At 64.7% G+C, this 24,390-nt stretch carries 21 protein-coding genes; 15 read left to right on the forward strand and 6 right to left on the reverse strand.

The window, feature by feature from the left end:
* Nucleotides 1-86: 86 nt before the first annotated feature.
* From LFT47_RS04650 to wsfD, 4 genes are read left to right on the forward strand one after another with little or no spacing between them, the layout of a single operon-like run.
* The gene (locus tag LFT47_RS04650) at nt 87-1,448 is read left to right on the forward strand and encodes a glycosyltransferase family 2 protein (protein WP_236815741.1); all 1,362 of its coding nucleotides are present in this window, start codon (nt 87-89) and stop codon (nt 1,446-1,448) included.
* Nucleotides 1,448-2,023: an exosortase S gene (gene xrtS, locus LFT47_RS04655; protein ID WP_236815742.1), complete on the forward strand. Its 576-nt coding sequence runs from the start codon at nt 1,448-1,450 to the stop codon at nt 2,021-2,023. Before LFT47_RS04650 ends, xrtS begins: the two co-directional genes overlap by 1 nt.
* The gene (locus LFT47_RS04660; protein WP_236815743.1) at nt 2,013-2,873 is read left to right on the forward strand and encodes a septum formation family protein; all 861 of its coding nucleotides are present in this window, start codon (nt 2,013-2,015) and stop codon (nt 2,871-2,873) included. The genes xrtS and LFT47_RS04660 overlap by 11 nt, the downstream gene beginning before the upstream one ends.
* Nucleotides 2,866-4,470 (forward strand): glycan biosynthesis hexose transferase WsfD, encoded by a 1,605-nt coding sequence (gene wsfD / locus LFT47_RS04665; protein WP_236815744.1) that lies wholly within the window; start codon nt 2,866-2,868, stop codon nt 4,468-4,470. The genes LFT47_RS04660 and wsfD overlap by 8 nt, the downstream gene beginning before the upstream one ends.
* 11 nt (nt 4,471-4,481) lie before the next feature.
* On the opposite strand, the gene LFT47_RS04670 is transcribed toward wsfD, so the two are convergent.
* Genes LFT47_RS04670 through LFT47_RS04680 form a run of 3 tightly spaced genes read right to left on the reverse strand, consistent with a single transcriptional unit; the run spans nt 4,482 to nt 7,455 of the window.
* Entirely contained in the window at nt 4,482-5,138 is a 657-nt protein-coding gene (locus LFT47_RS04670) for a hypothetical protein (RefSeq protein WP_236815745.1), read from the reverse strand.
* Entirely contained in the window at nt 5,126-6,265 is a 1,140-nt protein-coding gene (locus LFT47_RS04675) for a hypothetical protein (RefSeq protein ID WP_236815747.1), read from the reverse strand. Before LFT47_RS04675 ends, LFT47_RS04670 begins: the two co-directional genes overlap by 13 nt.
* An 11-nt stretch (nt 6,266-6,276) precedes the next feature.
* A complete protein-coding gene (locus LFT47_RS04680; protein ID WP_236815749.1) occupies nt 6,277-7,455 on the reverse strand; it encodes a sensor histidine kinase in 1,179 nt (392 codons plus the stop codon).
* A gap of 175 nt (nt 7,456-7,630) precedes the next feature.
* Between LFT47_RS04680 and pcrA the strand changes: the two genes are divergently transcribed.
* The 11 genes from pcrA to LFT47_RS04735 all read left to right on the forward strand — a co-directional run bounded on the left by pcrA (nt 7,631) and on the right by LFT47_RS04735 (nt 21,854).
* Complete coding sequence (gene pcrA / locus LFT47_RS04685; RefSeq protein ID WP_236815751.1) at nt 7,631-10,177, forward strand: DNA helicase PcrA; 2,547 nt, start codon at nt 7,631-7,633, stop codon at nt 10,175-10,177.
* Between the two features lie 250 nt (nt 10,178-10,427).
* A complete protein-coding gene (gene sucC, locus LFT47_RS04690; RefSeq protein ID WP_236815753.1) occupies nt 10,428-11,597 on the forward strand; it encodes an ADP-forming succinate--CoA ligase subunit beta in 1,170 nt (389 codons plus the stop codon).
* 12 nt (nt 11,598-11,609) lie between these two features.
* Nucleotides 11,610-12,512 carry a succinate--CoA ligase subunit alpha gene (gene sucD / locus LFT47_RS04695; protein ID WP_236815755.1) on the forward strand — a complete coding sequence of 301 codons (903 nt, stop codon included), beginning with the start codon at nt 11,610-11,612 and terminating at the stop codon, nt 12,510-12,512.
* A gap of 355 nt (nt 12,513-12,867) precedes the next feature.
* Complete coding sequence (locus LFT47_RS04700) at nt 12,868-13,272, forward strand: tautomerase family protein (protein ID WP_236815757.1); 405 nt, start codon at nt 12,868-12,870, stop codon at nt 13,270-13,272.
* A gap of 209 nt (nt 13,273-13,481) precedes the next feature.
* The gene (gene iolC / locus LFT47_RS04705; protein ID WP_236815759.1) at nt 13,482-14,492 is read left to right on the forward strand and encodes a 5-dehydro-2-deoxygluconokinase; all 1,011 of its coding nucleotides are present in this window, start codon (nt 13,482-13,484) and stop codon (nt 14,490-14,492) included.
* Nucleotides 14,489-15,418: a Cgl0159 family (beta/alpha)8-fold protein gene (locus LFT47_RS04710; protein ID WP_236815761.1), complete on the forward strand. Its 930-nt coding sequence runs from the start codon at nt 14,489-14,491 to the stop codon at nt 15,416-15,418. The genes iolC and LFT47_RS04710 overlap by 4 nt, the downstream gene beginning before the upstream one ends.
* Nucleotides 15,419-15,438: 20 nt before the next feature.
* Nucleotides 15,439-17,367, forward strand: a complete 1,929-nt coding sequence (iolD, locus tag LFT47_RS04715) for a 3D-(3,5/4)-trihydroxycyclohexane-1,2-dione acylhydrolase (decyclizing) (RefSeq protein ID WP_236818350.1) — start codon at nt 15,439-15,441, stop codon at nt 17,365-17,367.
* A gap of 43 nt (nt 17,368-17,410) precedes the next feature.
* Nucleotides 17,411-18,922 (forward strand): CoA-acylating methylmalonate-semialdehyde dehydrogenase, encoded by a 1,512-nt coding sequence (locus LFT47_RS04720; protein ID WP_236815763.1) that lies wholly within the window; start codon nt 17,411-17,413, stop codon nt 18,920-18,922.
* Nucleotides 18,923-19,033: 111 nt separating this feature from the next.
* Nucleotides 19,034-19,945 (forward strand): sugar phosphate isomerase/epimerase family protein, encoded by a 912-nt coding sequence (locus tag LFT47_RS04725; RefSeq protein ID WP_236815765.1) that lies wholly within the window; start codon nt 19,034-19,036, stop codon nt 19,943-19,945.
* A 14-nt stretch (nt 19,946-19,959) separates the two neighbouring features.
* A complete protein-coding gene (locus tag LFT47_RS04730; RefSeq protein ID WP_236815767.1) occupies nt 19,960-20,973 on the forward strand; it encodes a Gfo/Idh/MocA family protein in 1,014 nt (337 codons plus the stop codon).
* Nucleotides 20,974-20,981: 8 nt separating this feature from the next.
* Nucleotides 20,982-21,854, forward strand: a complete 873-nt coding sequence (locus LFT47_RS04735) for a sugar phosphate isomerase/epimerase family protein (protein WP_236815769.1) — start codon at nt 20,982-20,984, stop codon at nt 21,852-21,854.
* Between the two features lie 43 nt (nt 21,855-21,897).
* Here the strand turns inward: LFT47_RS04735 and LFT47_RS04740 are convergent, their stop codons facing one another.
* The 3 genes from LFT47_RS04740 to LFT47_RS04750 are packed head-to-tail and all read right to left on the reverse strand — an operon-like array spanning nt 21,898 to nt 24,352.
* Nucleotides 21,898-22,308: a hypothetical protein gene (locus tag LFT47_RS04740; protein WP_236815775.1), complete on the reverse strand. Its 411-nt coding sequence runs from the start codon at nt 22,306-22,308 to the stop codon at nt 21,898-21,900.
* Entirely contained in the window at nt 22,308-23,975 is a 1,668-nt protein-coding gene (locus tag LFT47_RS04745) for a SulP family inorganic anion transporter (RefSeq protein ID WP_236815776.1), read from the reverse strand. Before LFT47_RS04745 ends, LFT47_RS04740 begins: the two co-directional genes overlap by 1 nt.
* Nucleotides 23,972-24,352: an ArsR/SmtB family transcription factor gene (locus LFT47_RS04750; RefSeq protein WP_236815787.1), complete on the reverse strand. Its 381-nt coding sequence runs from the start codon at nt 24,350-24,352 to the stop codon at nt 23,972-23,974. Before LFT47_RS04750 ends, LFT47_RS04745 begins: the two co-directional genes overlap by 4 nt.
* Between the last annotated feature and the right edge of the window lie 38 nt (nt 24,353-24,390).

Genomic DNA, 24,390 nt, shown 5'->3' on the forward strand with positions numbered 1-24,390 from the left:
GCGGGGCGGCCCCACCTCAGGGGGCCGCCCCGCTTCACCTTTTCTTGAAACGGCCTTAAACAGCCTCAATGCACTGTCGGGGAGACATGTCAGTACTCGAGTCCGCGCAAGCCTTGGCATTCGTTCTGTTGGTGGTGTTCCTGGCCTACATCAGTGTGATCCTGGTTCCGTTCCTGCGCCGGACTCCCGATCCGGAGGGAACACCGGGAGCCTTCACTTGGCACGTGTTCATCCCGTGTCGCGACGAGGAAACGGTGATTGGAAATACCCTGGCGAAGCTGCGGAGACAATTCCCCGAGGCCCACGTTTGGGTTGTGGACGATGCCAGTGAAGACGCCACGGCCCGCATTGTGCAGAGCGCATCGGTGGTGGACCCCTTGGTTCACCTAGTGCGCCGCTTTCTCCCGGACGCCCGTTCGGGCAAGGGCGACGCCCTGAACGCGGCGTACCGGGCCCTGGATGAGTGGCTGCCTTCCGGGGCCGACCGCGCAACGGTGATCGTCATGGTGCTCGACGCCGATGGGCTCATGTCCGAAAATGCGTTCCGCCAGGCCGCCGGACCACTTGCCTTCGGGGATCCCGAGGTGGGAGCCGCCCAGACCGCTGTGTGGATGTCCAACGTGGATGACCCCGCATTGAAGACGGCCGTAGGATTCGGACGCGTGAAGCAGGGCTTCGCCCGGTACCTCATCCTTATGCAGGACATGGAGTTCCGCACCACCATCGCCGCCATGCAGTCGCTCCGACGCCACACCTTGACCGTTGGTTTGGGCGGCAACGGGCAGTTCACCCGGCTTTCCGCCCTCGACGCGATCGCCAGGACCTCCGGGGAGCCTTGGCATGGAGCCCTCCTGGAGGATTACGAGCTCGCGATCCACGTGATGCTGAGCGGCTACAAGACCGTCTACATGCATGACGCCCATGTTTCGCAGGAAGCACTTCCGGGGCTTCGCCGACTGCTGACCCAGAGAACCCGCTGGTGCCACGGCGGAATGCAGTGCAGCATCTACCTGGGGAGAATTTTCGAGTCTCCGTACTTCAGCAACATCGGGGCCATCGAATGCAGCTATTTCCTGGTCCAGCCGTTCATCCAGATCCTGGGCCTGGTCTTGTGGCCCACGCTGTTCATCACGATGGTGGCCCAGGGCTCCCTGACGATGGGTGGCATCCAGGCGTGGCTGGCGGCGTCCTGGTTCATCATCCCGCTCATCATTGCCACGGGCATCGCGCCTTTCGCCTTGTGGGGTCCCGTCTATCGCAGGCAGGCGGTCCCGGACAAGAGCTGGTGGACCGGCGTCGTGTGGGGAGTTGGCTACTGGCTCTACATGTACCAGAACTACGTTTCCGTGTTGAGGGCAACTTACCGCTTGGTCACGGGACGCCAAGGCTGGGCGAAAACCCGGCGCAACAATGAGGACGACGCCCAGCTGTTAGCGAAGGAAGCCTAGTGTCCACGACTGTCCAATACTCCACAGGCCCACAAGGCCCACAAGGTCCACGCGTCGCAACGCTCCGTTCGAGCCAAGGCGGTATTCTCCCCGGCCTGGTATGCCTGGCGGCGGCAGCCCTGGCCATGCTGCAGCAGGAGAGCATCCGTAGTCTCGAGGCCCGGGCCATGGCCTGGGGGTTCGATCGCGTCCTCGGAGGCTCGTCCTACAGCGTCCGCGACATCATCTTCCACAACATCGGCGGTGGGCAACCCTTCGGCCTGATGGTGACCGGATTGTGCTCCAGCGCGGTACTGATCGCCCCCGTCCTGGCCTTGACCGGTGGTTTGTTCCTCCTGGGCCGTATCGCAGTGCCACGATTGGCCCGCGCCGCCGTATTGGCATTGCTGATTGTCGTTGTCAGTAACGGCTTGAGATTCTTCATGATCGCGGGCGCACAGCAGGCCTGGGGAGAGCAGGGGTTCAGTATCATGCACCATTTCCTCGGTTCTTTCGTGGTGATCGCCGGCTTTGTCGCGGCCGTCATTGTCCTGGTCCGCGCAGGCAAGGCCAGCCGGGGGCGGCGTGCCGCGTAGCTTGGCGAAACGGGCGGGATCGGGTGCTGCGGCATTGCTGGTTGCAGGGCTCCTGAGTGGATGCAACCAGACACTTCCCGGGGCGCCCACGGGCAACCCGGCAGTGGGCGAGTGCCACCTGATTGTCTCGCCGGAACAATTCGACGCCGTCAGCGATCCAAGCCCGCCGGTCTCCTGCACGGAGGCGCACACCGCCCAGACCTACAAGGTCACGCAGGTTCCGGCTCCCTTGTCAGGTCAGGAAACAAGGCCGGGACAACAGGAACTCAAGGTACTCACCCAGCGTTTGTGCGACGTCGCCTCACTCCGGACGTATCTCGGAGCCCGTGAACGTGATGGCGCAACAGGCCTGGCCATCGCCGCGTACGCCCCGAGCCGTGACGACTGGGAACGCGGCGCCCGGGCCGTGCGTTGCGACGTGCTCCTGGCCGCGAACGACGGCACTCCCCGGACCACCACCGCGGATTTCAAGGGCGTGCTGGCCGGCCCCGAGTCGGCCGCCTTGCGGCTCTGCTATCGACAGGAACTCGCGGAAGGCCTATTGAGCGACGACGGCGCCGATATTCCATGTACCGAACCCCACACCGCGGAGGACATCAGTGCGTGGGTCAATCTGGACAGTAGCGTGGCCACGCCCGCCGCGCGAAACGCGCGGTGCCTGCCTTATGCCTTGCAGTTCCTCGGCGTTGAAGCGCTCCCGCCCGGAATCGCGCTGCGTCCGATCATCCGGACGGTGAACGGCGCGCACACGGTGCGGTGCGCGGTCGCGCCCCTGCAGTCCAATGTGCAGCCGAGTCCAGGCACCATGACCGGTACGCTCGCGCCGGCGGGAGGGCAAAAGCGTGGTTGAGGCGAGGCCGGACGTCCCGGAATCCGAACGGCCAACAAGGTTCGCCCCGGAACCGCTCCGCCGGAAGAGCGGGACATCGAGCCCGCTGCGCTCCGCGGCCGCCTACCTGGCCCGGACGTTCGGGCCGGGTGAAGTGGGGTCGGGCGCGCCGGGGTCATCACGCCTGCGCGGTGTTGCAGTGTTGTCCGGCGCGCTTGCCTCGCTTGTCATGATCCTCCGCTTGTTCGTGCCCCAAACCGTTGGCATGGCTGACCAAGGGGCCGGTCAACAGCTGCTTTGTTCGCTGGGCGTCCGGAACCTCAGGCCGTGGGGCTATGCAGACTTCACGAATTTCATCCATCCGAGCTGGATGCCGCACCAGTACTACGGTGAGGCTTGCGGTTTCGCTGCATCCGGAGAGCCCGTCTATTCCTCACAATTGCTGCTCTTGTGGCTGGGCAAATGGCTCACGCCGGTCCTTGCTTGGGAACCCGGCCTGGATACGCGCGCGGTGGGGATTGTCTGCTGTGTTGCCTTCGGCGCGCTCATCGCCGGACTCGTGGCGGCGTTGCCGGGCCGGACACCGTTCCGGGTACTGATCGCCGCGCTCGTCACGCTGGTCACGGCGGACGGGGTCTTCGCGGATTTCTTCGTTTCGCCCTACAGCGAACCCGCTGCGCTCCTCGGGACACTTGCCTTGGCGGTGGCGCTGCTTCGCTACTGGAACGGCGGAGGGCCACGTTGGGTGTCGGTGCTGATCGTGGTCCTCGCGGCCGCATTCACAGTCTGGGCCATGCCGCAGATGGTCTCGTGGTTGCCGGTGGTCGCCTTGGCGCTCCTCTGGTTGCCTGTCGGGCGCGCTCGACGCCGGGCGAGCACGCGTCGTCGGTGGCAGGCGTTTGTGATGCCCACGGCAGCCGTGGTTGCCATTGCGGGAGTTGCCGTGGCGTTCCTCGCGGTGGTGCCGAAGCGCGCTACCGAAATGAATCTCTACAACACGGTCTTCGCGTCGATCCTGCCCAGCAGCCCGGATCCCGTCGCGGATTTGACGTGGCTGGGGCTGGACCGGAGTTTCGTGACGGCCTCGGGCAGCACCACGGACTCCATCAATTCAGCGGTGTACAACCCGCATTACAAGCAGTTCGGAAAACAGATCAATCGTGGCAAGATCGTCGCGTTTTTTGCCACCCACCCGGACCGGCTGATCGGCCTTGGCGAACGGGGAATCAGCGCCCTGCTCACGCCCGAGCTCAGGGATGGGGGATCGTACACGGCGGATTCGGGCCAAGGTCCCGCCGTCAAAGAACGCAGGGTGCCCGTCGTCCTGGGCCTGTACACGGCGATGAAAGCAGCACCGGTTGCGTTGCCTGGCCTCCACCTGTTGACACTGCTCTTGGGCTTCGCCGTAGCCGCTCGACGGAAGTCCGGAATAGGACGCCTTGCCGTGGTGATGGTCCTCGGCTGCTGGGCGCAGTTCTGGGTTGTCCTCATTTTCGAGGGGCAGCCGGACATCCACCGCCAGATGATTTTGGCCGGGTTCATGACGGCATTGTGTGTTCCGCTTTTGGTGGCTTTGGCGGGCATTCTTGCGTCGAAATCGACCCAGCCCCGCTCATAGCCGCACCTCGTTTAGCTCAGCCAGCCGTCTTTTCGAAGCTGATCCTGGAGGCTGATGATATTTCCCACGGTGAAGCCCGCGGCCGCGTAGCGTTGCCGGACCCGGTGCAGGTGGGATTTGACTGTCTGCTCGCTGATTGCCAGAAGGTCTGCCACCTGCCTGATGCTTCGAGGCGTGGGTCCAAGATACAGCTCCACAAGCCGCCGTTCCCTGACTGACAACCCGACTCTCGTGCTGGCCGTTGACGCAAGCATGCCCTTGATATCCGGATGAAGGTATGGCCGGCCGGATGCTGCCGCGCGGATCGCGGCGGCGGTGTGGCCCGGGGCGGCGGACTTGGGCACAACGGCCAGCGCGCCGGCGTCGAGCGCTGAGTTGATGACCATCACAGGCTGCTGGTCCGCCAGCAGGACCACCTGCATCCCTGACGACCTCAGCGAAGTAACGGTGCCGGCAAGATCAGAGGCTTCCCGCCCCTGCAGTTCACCCACGACGGCGACATCCGCCTCGGCGGCCCCGTCACCTTGGGACGTGCGGCCTTCCGGCGGCCAGGAAGAGGCCCCGGCCAGGACGCGGATTTCCGGGGCGTTCGTGAGAAGCCACTGCGATAAGGAATCGATCAAGAGCTGATGGCGATCGATGAGCAGAACGCGGGTCAATGTCGCCACCCGGCTGTCTCAACCACGATGCTGCAGCCTTCACGGTCATTGAGCGCTTTGGCGCGGCCCAGGGTATCCAGCTCAGTCCACAACAGAGGTGAGAGATGGTTCCTACGGACTCCGCCAATGCGCCATGTCAGGCGTGCACCGTCCTGTCCGGACTTCTCGGCAAGGAAATGGATGCGCGGTGCCGCCCCTGGCCGCGGAGTGCCCCGGTGTGCGCCCCGCAGGGTGGCGCCCATTGCCATCAGCATGGTGGCAGCAAGGATGGCAGGGCGTGAGCTCTCCGGCAGCTCTTCCACCACGTCAGTGGGCCGGGCCACCATGACATTGTGGCCAAGGCCCTCGAGTTCCAGGGCCTCAGCAAGCCAATTGTCGGACCATTCCTCAAGCAACAGCCGGCGCAAATGACCCGCGAGCTCCCTCGCTTCGCGGGCGATCGCTGGGTCCAGAGGCACCGAGGGGGCGTGTGCTACCTTGGCAAACAATTCATCGATCTGGGTCTTGGTGGCCGCCAGTTCGAGTTCCCGTACGGAAGTTTTGGTGTTGATTGCCTGCGTCAGGGCGTCGAGCCGCACGCTCAGTCCGCTCGCTCCTTTCCGTTGGATTGCGTCCCTTCGCAGTAGCACGTTCAAAGTTCCGACCACACCGGGAAGGAGCGAGAGGAAGAGGATGTTCGACGTCGTCCGCGGGTCGGCTCCGGGCGTGACGGCGAAGACGGCTGTGTTGATCGCAGCAGTCGCGACCGTAAGGGTGACGAATCCACGAAGGTTCCATCGGTGGGACACCAGGAGGACCGCGATGGCGGAGAACAGGGCATTCGCTCCGATCAGGGCGAGCCCCGACTCACGCACGGTTGCCAATGCCGCGCAGCAAGTGGAAGCAATGGCCAGGACAAGCCACGTGGCACGCAGATTGGCCAGTCGGCCCCGTGGGGTAACGGCATCGGATGCCTGGACGGCGACGAGGAGTCCCAACAAGTCGAGGCCGGTAGCCAGAAAGTGCCAAGGGGCAGCGCCCATCTTGCTGCCCGCTTCAAAAGCGAGGTAGGAATTGAGGATCCACAGCACGACGCAGGCTGTCGCCAAAATTCCACGGGACACGAAGAGGGGTCCCTCCACGCTGGTCCGCGACATAGCCGGCATTGTCATGCGGCCACAGCTTCGAGCAGGATCGTGGTGCCTCGCCCAGGCGCGGAAAAGACTTGTGCACGTCCACCGGCGTCGCGCATCCGGGCAAGGACGGATTCCTTGACGCCCAGCCTGTCGGCGGGGACGTTCGAAGGGTCGAATCCACAACCGGAATCGCTGACCACTACTGATACGTGATCCGAGGTCCCGGAGAGCAGGACATCCACATGTCCCGCGCTGGCGTGCCTGTCGGCGTTCAGGATGCATTCATCCACTGCCGCCAGGAGGGCAGCCTGGACAGGTTCGGTCAGCGGTCCGGTCATCCCGTGGATCTCCACGCTGAAGCCATCCCGTGCCCGCTTCTCGGCGATCCGGCGCAGCCGGTCGGCGAGGCCGCCGCGTTCCGGTGTCTCGAGGGATGTCGAAGCGCCGAAGTCGACGCCGGTCCACCCTGGCAGCGGGGGTCCCGGCCGGGCCGTCGATCCTGGGGAGGTGCCGGCGTCGAGCATTTCTCCCAGTTCCTTCGACGACAGACCGGCGCCTTGGCGGCCGATCACGGTGAGGGTGCGCAGGGCGGTGTCGTGCAAATGCCTCGTGTTCCACGCGACGGAGCTGCGCCGGTTCTGTGCCACGATATGGGCTGCCACGGACTCCTGGCGCACGGCGAAATCCCCCCAATACAGGGCCAAGGCCCGTGGTCCGCCAAGCCGCATCGCCAAGGTGATAATCCAGGTCGCCGTCAGTATGAAAGCGCTCGCGGGACGGACTCCGACCGCCGAGGCGGAGATAACCGTGTACCCCAGGACGAGAAGGAACGCCATGAATGTGAACAGGATCGAGGGCCAGGTTTTGCGCATCGAGAGGACGAGGACGGAACTTGCCGAAAGGACCAGGGCGTAAGGGAGGAAAACGGGATTGAACTCGTCGCGTTGTTCGGAGCCCAACAGTTCCGCGAGCAGGATCAGCCCGAGCAGAACCGCCAGCCGCTGCGGCCACGCATCCGAGTGGAGCATCAGGGCGAAGAAGGCGAGGACCGCGGCAAGGACAAGGTACGCGCCCACGAATTCCCACGGCTCGAGTGGCTTGGCCGCAGCCAGGAAGAAGCTTGAGGCAGTGGTGATGCACAACCCCAGGAGGGTTCCGTATTTCGACACCACACCGGGGCGCGTAGTCCAAACCCCTCGTTTTCCCCGCATGCCGTTCCTTCGGATGTGTCCGGCGAGCCAGCGAAGTTGTAGCTCTTAAGAAGCATAATTGGGAGAGCACTTCGGAGCCGCGGTATTTCTCGGCTAAGCCGGTATTTGACGGACACCGTTGGAAGATCATGCGGGTCCTCCGGTGTCAGGGCCACCGCCTAGACTGGTAAACACCATGGATATGTTGTTTGACCCGTACGCGGATGGCCCCTTCAAAGCTGCAAGCCGAGCTGCCACCAAGGCCGCTCCGGCCATGCTTTCACGCGCCGGAAGCGGCGCTGCTCCGGGTGGCTCTGCGCCCGGCGACCCTGCGACGGTTGGGGGCCCGTCCTGGGGTGGCACACCCAGCGGCGGGCAAGACCGGGGCCACTCGGGCTTGCCGTCTGCGGAGGCACTGCTCGAAGGATTGAACCCCCAGCAGGAGGAAGCCGTCAAACATGCCGGCAGCCCCTTGCTGATCGTGGCCGGAGCGGGTTCAGGCAAAACCCGCGTGCTGTCGAACCGCATTGCGTACCTGATCGCCACCAGGCGGGCCCACCACGGCGAGATCCTGGCCATTACCTTCACCAACAAAGCGGCCGCGGAAATGCGGGAACGCATCGAGGCCCTTGTGGGTGCCCGCGCCAAGGCCATGTGGATCTCCACGTTCCACTCCTCCTGCGTGCGCATCCTGCGGCGCGAAGCTGCCAACGTGGGACTGAACTCCAACTTCTCCATCTACGACTCCGCGGACTCCCTGCGGCTCATCACCCTCGTAGCGAAGAACCTGGACCTTGACCCCAAGAAGTTCGCCCCCAAGGCCATTCAGCACAAGATCTCGGCCCTCAAGAACGAGCTCATCGACGACGACGCGTTCGCCTCCAGTGCCAATTACAACGAACCCTTCGAGCAGGCCGTGGCCGAGGTCTTCAAGGGCTACACGCAGCGCTTGCGCCAGGCCAATGCCATGGACTTCGACGACCTCATCGCGCAGACCGTGTACATGTTCCGGGCCTTCCCTGCGCTCGCGGAGTCCTACCGGCGTCGGTTCCGCCACGTACTCGTGGACGAATACCAGGACACCAACCACGCCCAGTACGCATTGGTCCGCGAAATCGTCGGCGAGGGTCCGCAGGCGAGCGAGCTGACCGTCGTCGGCGACTCCGACCAATCCATCTACGCCTTCCGCGGTGCGGACATCCGCAACATCGTCGAATTCGAGAAGGACTACCCGGAAGCCCGCACCATCAAGCTGGAGCAGAACTACCGCTCCACCCAGAACATCCTGAGCGCGGCGAACTCCGTTATTTCGCGCAACCCCAACCGCCCGGACAAGAAACTCTGGACGGCCGAGGGCGACGGCGAGAAGATCATCGGCTACGTGGGGGAGAACGAGCACGACGAAGCCCAGTTCATCGCCAAAGAGATCGACCGGCTCCAGGACGAGGAGGGCCTGCGTCCTGGCGACGTCGCCATTTTCTACCGCACCAACGCCCAGTCACGCTCCATTGAAGACGTCCTCGTCCGCGTTGGCCTGCCGTACAAAGTGGTGGGCGGTACCCGATTCTACGAACGCAAGGAAATCAAGGACGCCCTCGCGTACCTTCGCGTCCTGGTGAACCCCGACGACGACGTCAATTTGCGCCGCGTCCTCAACGAACCCAAGCGCGGAATCGGCGATCGTGCCGAAGGCGCCCTGGCGGCGCTCGCCGAACGCGAGCGCACATCGTTCATGACCGCGGCACGCAAGGCGGACCAGGCCCCCGGCATGGCCACCCGCTCCGTGAACGCGGTCCTGGGCTTCGTGAAGCTCCTGGATGACCTGGCCGAGGTGGCCTCGGGTTCCGGGGCGGCGGCAGCATTGGAAGCTGTCCTGGAACAGACCGGTTACCTGGCCGGGCTCCGCGCCAGCACCGATCCGCAAGACGAATCCCGCGTGGAAAACCTCGCCGAATTGGTGGCGGTGGTCCGGGAATACGAGCGCGACAACCCGGAAGGCTCGCTGGGCGAGTTCCTCGAGCAAGTCTCCCTCGTAGCCGACGCCGACCAGATCCCGGACGCTCCGGAGGGATCTTCCGAGGACGCAGCCGCCGCCGTGGCAGAGGCCAAGCGGATGGGCGTGGTCACGCTCATGACCCTCCACACGGCGAAGGGCTTGGAATTCCCCGTCGTCTTCCTCACCGGCATGGAACACGGGCTGTTCCCGCACCAGCGGTCCGCAACGGATCCCAAAGAACTGGCAGAGGAGCGTCGCCTGGCCTATGTGGGCCTCACCCGTGCACGGAAGCGCCTTTACGTGACCCGCTCGGAGGTCCGCAGCATGTGGGGCCAGAGCCAATACAACCCCGCCAGCCAGTTCCTCGAGGAGATCCCCACCGGTCTCGTGGAGTGGAAGCGCGAAGGCACGTCCCGCCAAGTGAGCGGATGGGGCAACGCCCCCATCGGCTCCGGGCGTTACGGCGGCTCCTTCTGGGGGGCCGGAACGTCGCGCGGGGCTGCCGCCAGCGCTACGGCGGGCTTCAACGCCGACGTGCCGGCCGCCGTCGTACGCAACCGTGTCCAGCCGCAAAAGGAAGTGGTCGCCGTCGTCGTGGGGGACAAAGTGAACCACACGAGCTTCGGCAACGGCACCGTGATCGGCATCGAAGGCACCGGTGACAAGACCGTGGCAAAGGTGACGTTCGACGTCGGCGAGAAACGGCTGCTGCTGCGTTACGCGCCGCTGACCAAACTGGATTCCTAGCGGCTCCACGCGCCGGAAAACCGCGCCATATAGCGGTTTTTCTACGGTCGATAGAACTGTGTGCTTACTCACTTAACAGGTACTGTAGAACCGGCTGGCCTCCCCGGGGGGCTAAAGTTCGAGAGGAACTTGCGCAATGTGACCGGCTGTTTGGCGGCCGTTCGATGCGCACCTATCCGCAGCCGGTTTTCGCGGTCACCGTGGTTTCCGGCTGTACAGAAACTACTTCGACGTAGAAGGACACTAAACCGTGGACCTGTTTGAATATCAGGCGCGCGATATGTTCGAAGCGCACGGTGTACCCGTGCTCGCCGGCATCGTGGCGCACACTCCTGAAGAAGCAAAGGCTGCTGCCGAGAACATCGGCGGCGTGACCGTCGTCAAGGCGCAGGTAAAGGTCGGTGGCCGTGGCAAGGCCGGCGGTGTCAAGGTCGCAAAGTCCGCTGACGAAGCGCTTGAGCACGCCACCAACATCCTTGGCATGGACATCAAGGGCCACACCGTCAACAAGGTCATGATCGCCCAGGGCGCCGACATTGCTGAGGAATACTACTTCTCCGTCCTGCTGGACCGGGCCAACCGCAACTACTTGGCCATGTGCTCCGTTGAAGGCGGCATGGAAATCGAGCAGCTTGCCGTTGAGCGCCCCGAGGCGCTCGCCAAGGTCGCGATCGATCCCGCAGTCGGAATCGACCAGGCCAAGGCCGACGAAATCGTTGCGGCTGCTGGTTTCGCCGAGGAACTTCGCGGCAAGGTTGCTTCCGTCATCCTGAAGCTCTGGGACGTCTTCAAGAAGGAAGACGCAACCCTTGTTGAGGTCAACCCGTTGGTCAAGACCGGCGCTGGCGACATCGTCGCCCTTGATGGCAAGGTCTCGCTGGACGAGAACGCCGGCTTCCGCCACCCCAAACACGCTCACCTTGAGGACAAGGACGCAGCTGATCCGCTCGAGGCCAAGGCCAAGGCGCAGGACCTCAACTACGTGAAGCTTGACGGCTCGGTCGGCATCATCGGCAACGGCGCCGGTCTTGTGATGTCCACCCTCGACGTCGTTGCCTACGCAGGCGAAAACCACGGCAACGTCAAGCCGGCCAACTTCCTGGACATCGGCGGTGGAGCTTCCGCTGAGGTCATGGCCGCCGGCCTGGACGTCATCCTCGGTGACGAGCAGGTCAAGAGCGTTTTCGTGAACGTCTTCGGTGGCATCACCGCTTGTGACGCTGTGGCGAAGGGCATCGTCGGCGCATTGGCCGAGCTTGGTGTCCACGCCAACAAGCCGTTGGTTGTCCGTCTCGATGGCAACAACGTCGAAGAGGGCCGCCGCATCCTGGCCGAGGCCAACCACCCGCTGGTTACCCTGGCAGCCACCATGGACGAGGGCGCCGACAAGGCCGCCGAACTCGCCAACGCAGCGAAGTAAAGGGACCTCTCAATGTCTATTTATCTGAACAAGGACTCCAAGGTCATCGTCCAGGGCATCACCGGCGGCGAAGGCACCAAGCACACCGCCCTGATGCTCAAGGCCGGCACCAACATCGTCGGTGGCGTCAACGCCCGCAAGGCCGGCACCACGGTGCTCCACGGCGACAAGGAAATCACCGTCTTCGGCACCGTCAAGGAAGCCATTGCGGAGACCGGCGCCGACGTCTCGATCGTCTTCGTTCCGCCGGCATTCACCAAGTCCGCCGTCGTTGAAGCCATCGAAGCAGGCATCGGCCTTGTCGTTGTCATCACCGAAGGCGTGCCGGTCCAGGACTCTGCCGAGTTCTGGGCACTCGCCCAGGCCACGGTGGACGCTGACGGCAATCAGATCACCCGCATCATCGGGCCGAACTGCCCCGGCATCATCACCCCCGGCGAGGCCTTGGTTGGCATCACCCCGGCAAACATCACGGGCAAGGGTCCCATCGGCTTGGTCTCCAAGTCCGGTACCTTGACCTACCAGATGATGTACGAACTGCGCGACCTTGGCTTCTCCACGGCCATCGGCATCGGTGGCGACCCCGTCATCGGCACCACCCACATCGACGCCCTGGCTGCGTTCGAGGCTGACCCGGAGACCAAGGCAATCGTCATGATCGGCGAAATCGGTGGCGACGCAGAAGAGCGCGCAGCCGACTTCATCAAGGCCAACGTCACCAAGCCGGTTGTCGGCTACGTCGCAGGCTTCACCGCTCCCGAGGGCAAGACCATGGGCCACGCCGGCGCCATCGTCTCCGGCTCCGCGGGTACGGCACAGGCCAAGAAGGAAGCTCTCGAAGCTGCAGGCGTGAAGGTCGGCAAGACGCCGTCCGAGACGGCCAAGCTCCTCCGCGAGGTCTTCGCAGCCCTCTAGGACCGGGGTAACCCTCAAACCACGCCCGACGGCGCCCGTCACCTTCCACGCGAAGGCGACGGGCGCCGTCGTTGTTTAACTGGTGGATGCCCGGGCGGCCGTTGCTATGACGCGCTCGCTCACCTATGGCGCCCTTTTCACGAACGCTCGCTCACCTTTGAAGGCTTCTGGCCCGACGCCCGCTCACGTCTTGTGAGCGGGCGTTCGGGGTTAAGGCCGTATAGGTGAGCGGGCGTTTCGCGTTTTGGCGCCATAGGGGAGCGGGCGTCGGAGGGGGAGGGCATTAGGGCCGACGCCTTGTGGCACGATTCGGAAGTTTGTTAGTATGTCAGGACAAACTATTCAAGGAGAGCACATGCCCCTCGTCCGCATTGATGTCAACCAAGGCCGCACGCCAAGCCAGCTGGGCGACCTCAGCAAGCGAATCCACGATGCCATCCTCGCCGAGTACGGCATCCCCGAGCGCGACTACTTCCACATCATCACCGAGCATCCCGCGGGCCAGATTGTTGCGCAGGACGCCGGTCTTGGTTTCGAACGAAGTTCCGGCGTGGTCATGATCCAGATATTCACCCAGGGTGGACGGAGTCGCGAAGCCAAGCAGTCCTTGTTCGCGGCTATCGCGGCCCGGCTCGGCGAGATAGGTATCGCAGGCGAGGATGTCTTCCTGGGGTACGTCGAAAACAGTGCCGATGACTGGTCCTTCGGCTTTGGCCGCGCCCAGTATGTCACTGGCGAGCTTGCCGTTCCCGCGCGGTAACTGTGGCGTTTTGGGGCGGATTCAAACCCAACTCACCGCGTAATTTATGCCATTACGTTCGTTGTAAATATGTCAGTACAAACCTTTGACAGGACATGAATTCTGGTGCAAAGTAGTGGTTGTGGCCCCGCTCACTGCGGGCCGGCAAAAGCACCGGAGCTCTCACCGTCCCGCAAGAAGAGTTCACTACAGAAAGGTCCGCGATCACCGTGACCCACGAACTGCTCACCATCGGGCGCATCAGCGTTGATATCTACCCGAACGACATCGGTGTGGGACTGGAGGACGTGCAGTCCTTCGGCAAGTATCTTGGCGGCTCGCCGTCCAACGTGGCCGTTGCCGCCGCCCGCCACGGCCGCCGATCCGGCGTGATTACTCGAACGGGCGATGACCCCTTCGGCATCTACCTGCACCGCGAGCTGCGCAAGTTCAAGGTCGACGACGCGTTCGTCACCCCGGTGCCGGGCCTTCAGACCCCGGCCACGTTCTGCGCGATCCAGCCACCGCACGACTTCCCGTTGTACTTCTACGGCCGTTTCCCCACGGCGCCGGACCTGCAGATCAAGGCCGAGGAACTCGACCTGGACGCCATCAAGGACGCCGGCATCTTCTGGTCCACCGTGACCGGCCTCTGCCAGGAACCCAGCCGTTCCGCCCACCTCGCAGCACACGAGGCCCGGCCGCGCACAGGACTGAACGAGGGCCAGTACACCATCCTCGACCTGGACTACCGGCCCATGTTCTGGGCTTCCGAGGACGAGGCCCGGGCAGAGGTTGCCAAGATCCTGCCGCACGTCACGGTGGCCATCGGCAATGACAAGGAATGCGCCGTCGCGGTTGGTGAAGGAACCCCGGACGAGCAGGCCGACCGCCTCCTGGCCGCCGGCGTCGAGATCGCCGTCGTCAAGCTCGGCCCCGAAGGTGTCATGGCCAAGACCCGCACCGAACGCGTCGTCTCCGCTCCCGTCCCCGTGGAGACCGTCAACGGGCTGGGCGCGGGCGACTCCTTCGGCGGTGCCTTCTGCCACGGACTGCTCTCCGGCTGGCCTTTGGCCCGGATCCTGGACTACGCCAATGCCGCCGGCGCGATCGTCGCCTCCCGCCTCTCCTGCGCCGACGCGATGCCGACGCCGGAGGAAGTCACCTCGTTGCTCGCCGAACGCGGCCGCTTGACCCCTGCCGTCACCAACGCAGCAGTTTCCGAAGGAGCAACACGTTGAGCTTCAATGATGACCCCCGCCGTTACGAGCACCTCAGTGCCATCCGGCTTGAAGATCCCGACGCCGTTGCCCGCGCCGCCGCCGCACGTCGCCGCCACCCCGGGCTGAAGTACGGCTCCCAGAACTTCATCGTCGCAGCCGACCACCCCGCCCGCGGCGCGCTGAGCGTCGGCGCCGACCCGGTGGCCATGGCCGACCGGCGGACCCTGCTCGACCGACTGCAGATCGCCTTGGCGAATCCCGCCGTCGACGGTGTCCTGGCTTCGCCGGACATCATGGATGACCTGCTCCTGCTCGGGGCGCTTGAGGGCAAGCTTGTCTTCGGCTCGATGAACCGCGGCGGCCTCGCGGGGCTGGTCAACGAAATCGACGACCGTTTCACGGGCCACACAGCAGCTGCCTTGGATGCCCTCGGTGCCGACGGCGGGAAGATGCTCACCCGGATCTGCCTCGGTGACCCGGATACGGCGTCGATCCTTGAGGCCACGGCCAAGGCGGTGGACTCTCTCGCGGCGCGCAAGCTCATCGCGATGGTGGAACCGTTCCTGTCCGTCCGCGAGGCGAACGGCAAGGTCCGCAACGACCTTTCCCCGGACGCGGTCATCAAGTCGGTGGCGATTGCGCAGGGCCTTGGTTCCACGAGCGCCTACACGTGGATGAAACTCCCGGTCGTGGCCGAGATGGAACGCGTCATGGCCGCCACCACACTTCCCACGGTCCTGTTGGGCGGAGATCCGGATGCGGGCCAGGATGAGGTCTTTGCCAGCTGGCAAGCAGCGCTTGCCCTGCCGGGAGTCCAGGGATTGACTGTGGGACGGACCCTTTTGTATCCGGCCGACGGGGACGTGGCCGGGGCCGTGGCCACGGCCGCCTCCCTCTTGAAAACGCCAGCGCTGCTGAAGACACCTGCGAAAGTATCGGAGTAAGAGTAATGTCAACGCGCAGAATGACGGTCGCCCAGGCGGTTGTCGAGTTCCTGTCCAAGCAGTACACGGTGGACACCGTCGGCGGGAGCGAGTACCGGGAGCGCTTGATTCCGGGCACTTTCGGGATCTTCGGACACGGCAACGTCGCCGGCGTGGGCCAGGCCCTCAAGCAGTACCAGGCCGCGGATCCGAGCATCATGCCGTACTACCAGGGCCGTAACGAGCAGGCCCAGGCGCACCAGGCCGTCGGCTATGCCCGGCACACCCGGCGCCGGCAGACCTTTGCGATCAGCACCTCGATCGGCCCGGGTTCCTCGAACCTGCTCACCGGTGCGGCGCTGGCCACCACCAACCGGCTGCCGGTGCTGCTCCTGCCTAGCGACACCTTCGCCACCCGGGCCGCGGACCCGGTGCTGCAACAGCTCGAGCTGCCCTACGCCTACGACATCACGGTCAACGACGCCTTCCGTCCGCTGTCCAAGTTCTTCGACCGGGTGTCCCGGCCCGAGCAGCTGTTCTCCGCGTTCCACCACGGCCTGCGTGTCCTGACGGACCCAGCTGAGACAGGTGCCGTGACCATTTCGCTGCCGCAGGACGTCCAGGCCGAAGCCTTGGATGTCCCGGAGGAGTTCCTCGCCGAGCGCGAGTGGCGGATTCGCCGCCCGGAAGCAGACGACGACGACATCCGCCGCGCCGCCGAGGCCATCCGCGCCGCGAAACGGCCTTTGATCATCGCCGGCGGCGGCGTCCTCTACGCCTTCGCCAACGAAGAGCTCGCCAAGTTCGCCGAACTGACCGGCATCCCGGTGGGCAACACCCAGGCCGGCGTCGGCGTCCTTCCGTGGGACCACAAGTTCTCGCTGGGTGCCATCGGCTCCACGGGCACGACGGCGGCGAACGCCATCGCGGCGGAGGCTGACTTGATCATCGGCATCGGTACCCGTTATGAGGACTTCACGACGGCGTCGCGCACTGCGTTCCAGAACCCCGACGTGAAGTTCGTCAACATCAACGTGGCCGCGATCGACGCGTACAAGCACGGTACCGTGCTGCCGATCGTCGCCGACGCCCGCAAGGCCCTCGTCAAGCTGAACCAGGCACTCGGCGGCTACCGTGTCGGCGCGGACCTCGAGCAGAAGATCGCGGACGAGAAGAAGCGCTGGGACGGCATCGTGGACGAAGCCTTCGATACCCGCCACACGCCGCTCCCGGCCCAGAACGAGATCATCGGCGCCACCAACCGGGCCATGGACGAGCAGGACGTTGTCATCTGCGCCGCTGGTTCCCTGCCCGGTGACCTGCACAAGATGTGGCGGGTCCGCGATCCCTTCGGCTACCACGTGGAATATGCCTACTCGTGCATGGGCTACGAAATCCCAGGTGGCTTGGGCGTCAAGCGCGCCGCGTTGGCCGAGGCCGCCGCGGGGGGCAAGGACCGCGACGTCGTGGTCATGGTGGGGGACGGCTCCTACCTGATGATGCACACCGAACTGGTCACCGCCGTCGCCGAACGCATCAAGCTGATCGTGGTCCTCATCCAGAACCACGGCTACGCCTCCATCGGTTCGCTCTCCGAGTCGCTGGGCTCGCAGCGCTTCGGCACCCAGTACCGGGTCCTTGACAAGGAACAGCACTCCTTCGACGCCGGTGAGAACCTGCCCATCGACTTGGCCCTCAACGCCGAGTCCCTCGGCGCGAAGGTGATCCGGATCGAACCGGGGGAGAAGGTCATCGCCGAACTCGAACAAGCCATCCGCGACGCGAAAGCGGCACCGGAAGAGACCGGGCCGATTGTCATCCACATCGAATCGGACCCCCTGCTTGACGCCCCGAGCTCCGAATCCTGGTGGGACGTTCCCGTTTCGCAGGTCTCCGAACTCGAGTCCACGCAGCAGGCCTACCAGACGTACACCGACCACAAGAACCGCCAGCGCAAGCTGCTCGGCTAACCTCCTCAAGCTCTTTTCAAGCCACAGACAAGGAAGTCCGCAGATGTCGACGACGACCACCCTGACCACCATCAAGCATTTCATCAACGGTGTTGAAACCGCCGGCGCCGGCGATCGCAGCCAGCCGGTCTACAACCCGGCCACCGGCGCAGTCTCAGCGGAGCTGCGGCTCGCGAACCGGGCCGATCTGGACGCCACGGTCGCCGCAGCGAAGGCTGCTGCGGAAAAGTGGGGCGATTTCTCCCTGGCCAAGCGCACCGCGGTCCTGTTCAAGTTCCGCGAACTTGTCGCCGCGCATGTGGACGAACTCGCGGCCCTGATCACGGCCGAGCACGGCAAGGTCATTTCCGACGCCAAGGGCGAGATCGGCCGCGGCCTGGAGGTCATCGAGTTCGCCTGCGGCATCCCGCAGTTGCTCAAGGGCGACTATTCGGACCAGGTCTCCACCGGCATCGATGTGTTCTCCTTCCGCGAACCCCTCGGCGTCGTGGCGGGCATTACCCCGTTCAATTTCCCGGTGATGGTACCGCTGTGGATGGCTCCGATGGCGATCGCCACCGGCAACGCGTTCATCCTCAAGCCTTCCGAACGGGACCCTTCCGCGTCCATGCTGCTGGCCAAGCTGTGGAAGCAGGCAGGCCTGCCCGACGGCGTTTTCCAGGTCCTGCACGGGGACAAGGAAACCGTGGACGGCCTCCTGACGCACCCGGACGTGGACGGCATCTCCTTCGTCGGCTCCACCCCGATCGCCAAGTACGTCCACGAGACCGCGACGGCGCACGGCAAGCGGGTCCAGGCCTTGGGCGGGGCGAAGAACCACGCGATCATCATGCCCGACGCCGACCTGGACAACGCCGCCGACCACCTGGCCGCGGCCGCGTTCGGTTCCGCCGGGGAACGCTGCATGGCGATCTCCGTCGCGGTCGCCGTCGGGGACGCCGCCGATCTGCTGGTGAAGAAGGTCGAGGAGCGCGCCCTGGCCGTGAAGGTCAAGAACGGCACCGAGCCCGACGCCGAAATGGGTCCGGTCATCACCCCGGCCTCCAAGGAACGCATCGTGCGGATCGTCACCGAAGCCGAAGCCGCCGGCGCGGCGATGGTCGTGGACGGCCGCGACCTCGTGGTCCCCGGCCACGAAGAGGGCTTCTGGGTCGGCCCCACCGTGATCGACCACGTCACGGCCGGAATGACCGCCTACACGGAGGAAATCTTCGGACCCGTCCTCGTCGTCGTCCGCGTCGAGGACCTGGACGCGGGCATCAAGCTCATCAACTCCAACCCGTACGGCAACGGCACCGCGATCTTCACCTCCTCCGGCGCCAACGCCCGCAAGTTCCAGCGCGCCGTCACCGTCGGTATGGTAGGCATCAACGTGCCCCTGCCGGTCCCGGTGGCCTACCACTCCTTCGGCGGATGGAAAGCCTCGCTCTTCGGCGACAAGCACATCTACGGACCGGAAGGCGTGTCCTTCTACACCCGCGGCAAGGTCATCACGTCCCGCTGGCCCGAACCAACCCACGCCTCCGGCGCTTCCTACAACTTCCCCTCCAACTAATCCCCGCCGTCACCCAACTAGCTCGCAGTAGTTGTCGTTATGAGCCCTCATAACGACAACAAATGCGAGTCAGTTGGGCCGGAGGAGAGCCGTTCGAACAAGGATTGAGAAATGACAGAAAACAAACTCATCATCGGCACGGCCCCGGACTCCTGGGGAGTCTGGTTCGCGGATGACCCCAAGCAAACTCCGTGGGAGCGATTCCTGGACGAGGTAGCCGAGTCCGGCTACAAGTGGATCGAACTTGGCCCCTACGGCTATTTGCCGAACGACCCGGCCCGCCTCGCCGAGGAACTCAAGCAGCGCGACCTCAAGGTCACGGCCGGAACGGTCTTCACAGCCTTCCACCGCGGTGCCGCACAGTACGAGGAAGCCTGGGAGCCGGCACGCAAGGTGGCCGAACTGACGGCCGCCATGGGCGGCGAACACATCGTGGTCATTCCCGCGATGTGGCGCGACGACGTCACTGGGGAGGCCGTGGAAAGCGGGGAACTCTCGCAGGAACAGTGGAATGATCTGTTCGCCGGCCACAACCGCATGGGCAAAGTGCTGCTGGAAGACTTCGGCCTCAAGCAGCAATTCCACTCCCACGCAGATTCCCACGTCGGCGCCCAAGCGGATATCGAGCACCTGCTCGCCGAGACCGATCCCCAGTATCTGAACCTGTGCCTGGACACCGGGCATGCGGAATACTGCGGAGCCTCCAGCCTGGAACTCATCAAGAATTACCCGGACCGGATCGGCTACCTGCACCTGAAGCAGATCAACCCGGACATCCTGCGAAAGGTCAACGAGGAAAACATGACCTGGGCGGCAGCCAATCTCGCCGGCGTCATGACCGAACCGCCGAACGGCCTCCCGGACCTGCGTGCAGTTATCGAAGCCGTCGAAGGACTCAACCGCCCCATCTTTGGCATCGTGGAACAGGACATGTACCCCGTGGCCTTCGACGTCCCCATGCCCATCGCCAAGCGCACCCGCAACTACCTGCTCTCGTGCGGTTCCCGCACTGCCGTCAACTAACTAAGGACAGAACATTGACTGACATTCTCCGCGTGGCCGTCATCGGAGCGGGCCGCATGGGCGCCGACCATATCAAGCGGCTCAGCACCCGCATCCACGGCGCCGAAGTGGCCGCCGTCGTCGACGTCGACCTCGCCCGGGCGCAGGCCGCCATCGCAGGGATCGACGGCGCCGTCGCCCTCGCAAGTGCCGAAGAGGCCCTCAACAACGGCGACGTCAACGCAGTGCTGATCGCCACACCCGGTTTCCTGCACGAGGAAATCCTGTACAAGGCACTGGAGAAGGACTTCCCCATCCTCTGCGAAAAGCCGCTCACTCCGGATGCCGAGAGCGCCTGGAAGGTTGTCCAGGCCGAAACGGCGCTCGGCCACAAGCGGATCCAGGTGGGCTTCATGCGCCGCTTCGACGCCGAATACGCCGCCTTGGGTTCCGTGATCCGCGACCGCGAACTCGGCGAGCTCCTCATGCTGCACCACCAGCACCGCAACCCGGACACGCCCCAGGGCTTCACCAACGAGATGCTCATCAACGACTCTGTGGTCCACGAATTCGATGCCATCCGCTTCTTCACCGGCGAGGAAATCACCTCCGTGCAGGTCCGCTTGGGCAAGGCGACGCGCAACGCCCCGAACGGCCAGCACGACCCCCAGCACGTCTTGATCGAGACCGAATCCGGTGTCCTGGCCGACGTCGAAATCTATGTGAACGCGAAGTTCGGCTACGAAGTCGCCACCCAGGCGTCCTTCGAGGACGGCATTGTCAGCATCGGTGGCGACGGCGGTCCTTACGTCCGCAGCGCCGGCCGCTGGGGCGGCAAGGTCACCCCTGGTTTCGAGGAACGCTTCGGTGCCGCGTACGACGTCGAGGTCCAGGCTTGGGTGGACGCCGCCCGCCGCGGCGAAATCGGCGGCCCCACTGCTTGGGATGGCTACGCCACCGCTGCTTGCTGTGAAGCGGGCGTCGAAGCCCAGAAATCGGGCGAAAAGGTAGCTGTACAGCTGAACACCAAGCCTGAGATGTACAAGTAGGAGTGCCCATGAAGATTGCCCTCGATCCCACACCGTTCCACCACAGCCACGGCCTGCTGGAATTTCCGCGGCTGGCCGCCGATCTCGGCTACAAATACCTCCAGCTGACCCCGCACGCTGACTTCATCCCGTTCTTCAACCACCCCAAGGCCGACGACGAACTGGTGGGCCAGCTGAAGAAGGCCTGCAAGGACGCCGACGTCGAGATCGCCTCGGTGCTTCCCGTGCTGCGCTGGTCCGGGCCGGACGAAGACGCCCGCGAGGCCGCCGTCCGCTACTGGAAGCGTGCCATCCAGATCACGGTCGATCTTGGCGTGCAGACCATGAACACCGAATTCAGCGGCCGACCGGAAAAGGCAGAGGAGTCCGAAAGGGCCTTCTACCGCTCCATGGAAGAACTGCTTCCGATCATCGAGCGTGAGGGCCTGGACGTCCTCATCGACCCGCACCCGGACGACTTCGTGGAGGACGGACTCGCCGCGCTGCGCGTCATCCGGGGCGTGAACTCGCCCAACATCGGCATGGTCTACGTTGCCTCACACACCTTCCACATGGGCAACAAGCCGCTCGAGATCATGCGTGCCGCGGGGGACAAGCTGCGCCTGGTCCACGTGTCAGACACTATGGACCACCACGCCTCCCACGGGCTGCGCTACATCACCAACCCTCCCGGCAATGCCGTGCGCGTGCACCAGCACCTCAAGATCGGCGATGGCGACGTCAACTGGGACGAGTTCTTCGGCGGACTCAAGGAAATCGGCTTCCTGGACAGGGACAACACCGTCATGGTGTCCAGCGTCTTCGCCGAGGACGACAACGCCAACGAGGTGTCCCGCTACCAGCTGGAGACGATGGGCAAATACATCGCCAAAGTCCAGTAGGGGCGGCCAAAAGGGCTGCGGCGATCGCCCAAGATCGCCGCAACTACTGGAGCAGGGATGCCAGGCAGGTGTTGTATCCGGCCATAACTTCCTCGAAGCTGAGCAGTCGCGGCCTGCCGTAAACGTTGGTTGTTTTGGGAAATGCGGGGAGTTCTCCCGGGGAGGACACCAGCGGTTCGCAGCTGCGCCCGGCGGTTTCCAGGGTGGCGATGCCCCAAGGGTGAACGGCCGGTGTGACGGCAATATCGATGGCGTTTAGCGTGTCGGTGAGGAGGTTGCGAGCGACCGACTTCCAGGCGGCAAGGAAGGATTCGCGGAGCATCTCGATCTTGTCGATGTCTTTGAGATCGTAGGCCCGGAGCAACTCTTTGGAGAGGGTGTCCCACTCTTCGGTGGACCGCACGAGCAGGTGGGCGGCCCGGATACGGGCGCTGGTTTCGTTCAAGGAAGGCATTAGTTTTCTTTCAGGGGTGGGTCGTCGGTGGGGTCGCTTGCGGCGCGGGCGACGTGGCTTCGGGCGTGTTCCACGGCGGGGGCCAGTTCGGTGAAGAGGTGTTTGTGGTGGCGAAGGGAGTCCAGGACTCCCACCTGGGTGACGAGCCGGAGGTGGCGCTCCTGGATCCCTTTGATCAGCACCGTGATTCCGCGGCGTTCCAGGGCCTGGACGATGTCTGTGATGGTTCTGGCCCCGGTTGCGTCCAGGATCTGCAGTTGTGACATGCGGATGATCACGACGTCGACGTTCCGGATGGCGCTGACCCGCTCCAGGACGCGCTCGGCGGCGGCGAAGAACAGTGCTCCGTCGAGGCGGAACACGGCGATGTGCTCGTCCCCTTCGTGGACCGGGCCGGGGATTTCCTCCCGGTGCACGCCGCTGGAGCGGACCAGGGCACGCAGGGCGAAGAAGGCGGCGACGCCGATCCCGATTTCCACGGCTTCGATCAGGTCGAAGGACACGGTGATCAGTGCGGTGACGAAGAACACGACCGTGTCGGCGCGGGTTGATCCGATCACGCTGCGCAACGTCTTGAGGGAGACCATGCGTGTCGCGGTGACCATCAGCACCCCGGCCAGCGCGGCAAGGGGGATGCGGGAAACCGGGCCGGTGGCCAGGTACACCACGGCCAGCAGGACCAGCGCGTGGGTGATGGCGGCGAGGCGTGTCCGGCCGCCCGAGCGAATGTTTACCGCGGTGCGGGCGATGGCTCCTGTGGCCGGCATGCCGCCGAAGAATCCGGACGCGACGGACGCGAGGCCTTGGCCCAGGAGTTCACGGTCCGCGTCGTAGGGACCGGTATCGGAGATCGACGCCCCGACCCGTGCCGAGAGCAGCGACTCGATCGCGGCCAGGGCCGCGATCGTGGCCGCGGACCCGGCCAGCGCGGTGATCGTCGCCAGGTCCAGGGAGGGCATCATCGGGGCCGGCAGGGAATCGGGCAGGGCTCCGATCCGGGTCACGGGCAGGTCGAGGAATTGCGCGGCCACAGTGGCGATGATGATCGCGATGAGCGAGCCTGGGATCCGGGGATGGATCCGCGGTGAGGCAACCATGATCACTGCGACCAGGGCCACTAGGCCAACCGGGGCAAGAATCGAGGCTGGGGACACGGTGCCGATGGCCTGGATGGCCGAGATGACGGCGTTGCTGCTGGGCCCGGGCTTGGTGCCGAACGCGGCCGGGACCTGCTGCAGGAAGATGATGACCGCGATTCCGACGGTGAAGCCCTCGATCACGGGCCAGGGCAGGAGCGTCACGACCCGCCCGAGTTTGAGCAGCCCGGCGGCCACCACAATCACCCCGGCAAGGACCGAGACTGCGGCCAGTGCACCGATCCCGTGGGCGGCGATGACCGGAGCCAGGACCACGACCATGGCGCCGGTGGGTCCGGAGACCTGGATATTGGAACCACCGAAAACGGCCGCGATCACGCCGGCGATCACGGCGGTGATCAGCCCGCTGGCCGCGCCCGCGCCGGAGCTGACACCGAACGCCAGGGCCAGCGGCAACGCGACGATGCCGACGGTGACCCCCGCAACCAGGTCTCCTTTCCACGTTCGCGGCAACAGCGCGTAATCCTGCCGCACGGGCAGGAAGGCCCGGGCCGCAACCAGGATCTTCACGGTGTGCTGGCCGCTGCGGCTGACACGGGTGCAATCGCTTCCGAGGACTCAAGCTGCGCCCGGGTGGTGTGCAGCATGTCGTTGAGCAACAGTCTCGCCACGGAGAGGAGTTCCGCGACCTGCGGGTACGCCAAGGTGTAGAACATCTGCAGCGCCCGTCGTTCTCCCTTGACGAGGTGATACCGGCGCAGCACCGACAGATGCTGGGACAGGTGCGAGGCCTCCAGGCCCGTTGCGGCCAGAAGCTCCGTCACCGACACCTCGGGCGCCGCCGACAGCAGCTCCAGTACCCGGATCCTGACCGGGTGGGCCAACCCCTTGAACAGATTGGCCTTCACCTCGTACAGCGGTGCCCGGAAATCGGCGAACTCTTCCATGACTGCTCCCTGCCCGCCAGCACAAGCCGTTGCTTGAC

It is taken from the genome of Arthrobacter sp. FW306-2-2C-D06B, from assembly GCF_021789175.1.
Lineage (GTDB): Bacteria > Actinomycetota > Actinomycetes > Actinomycetales > Micrococcaceae > Arthrobacter.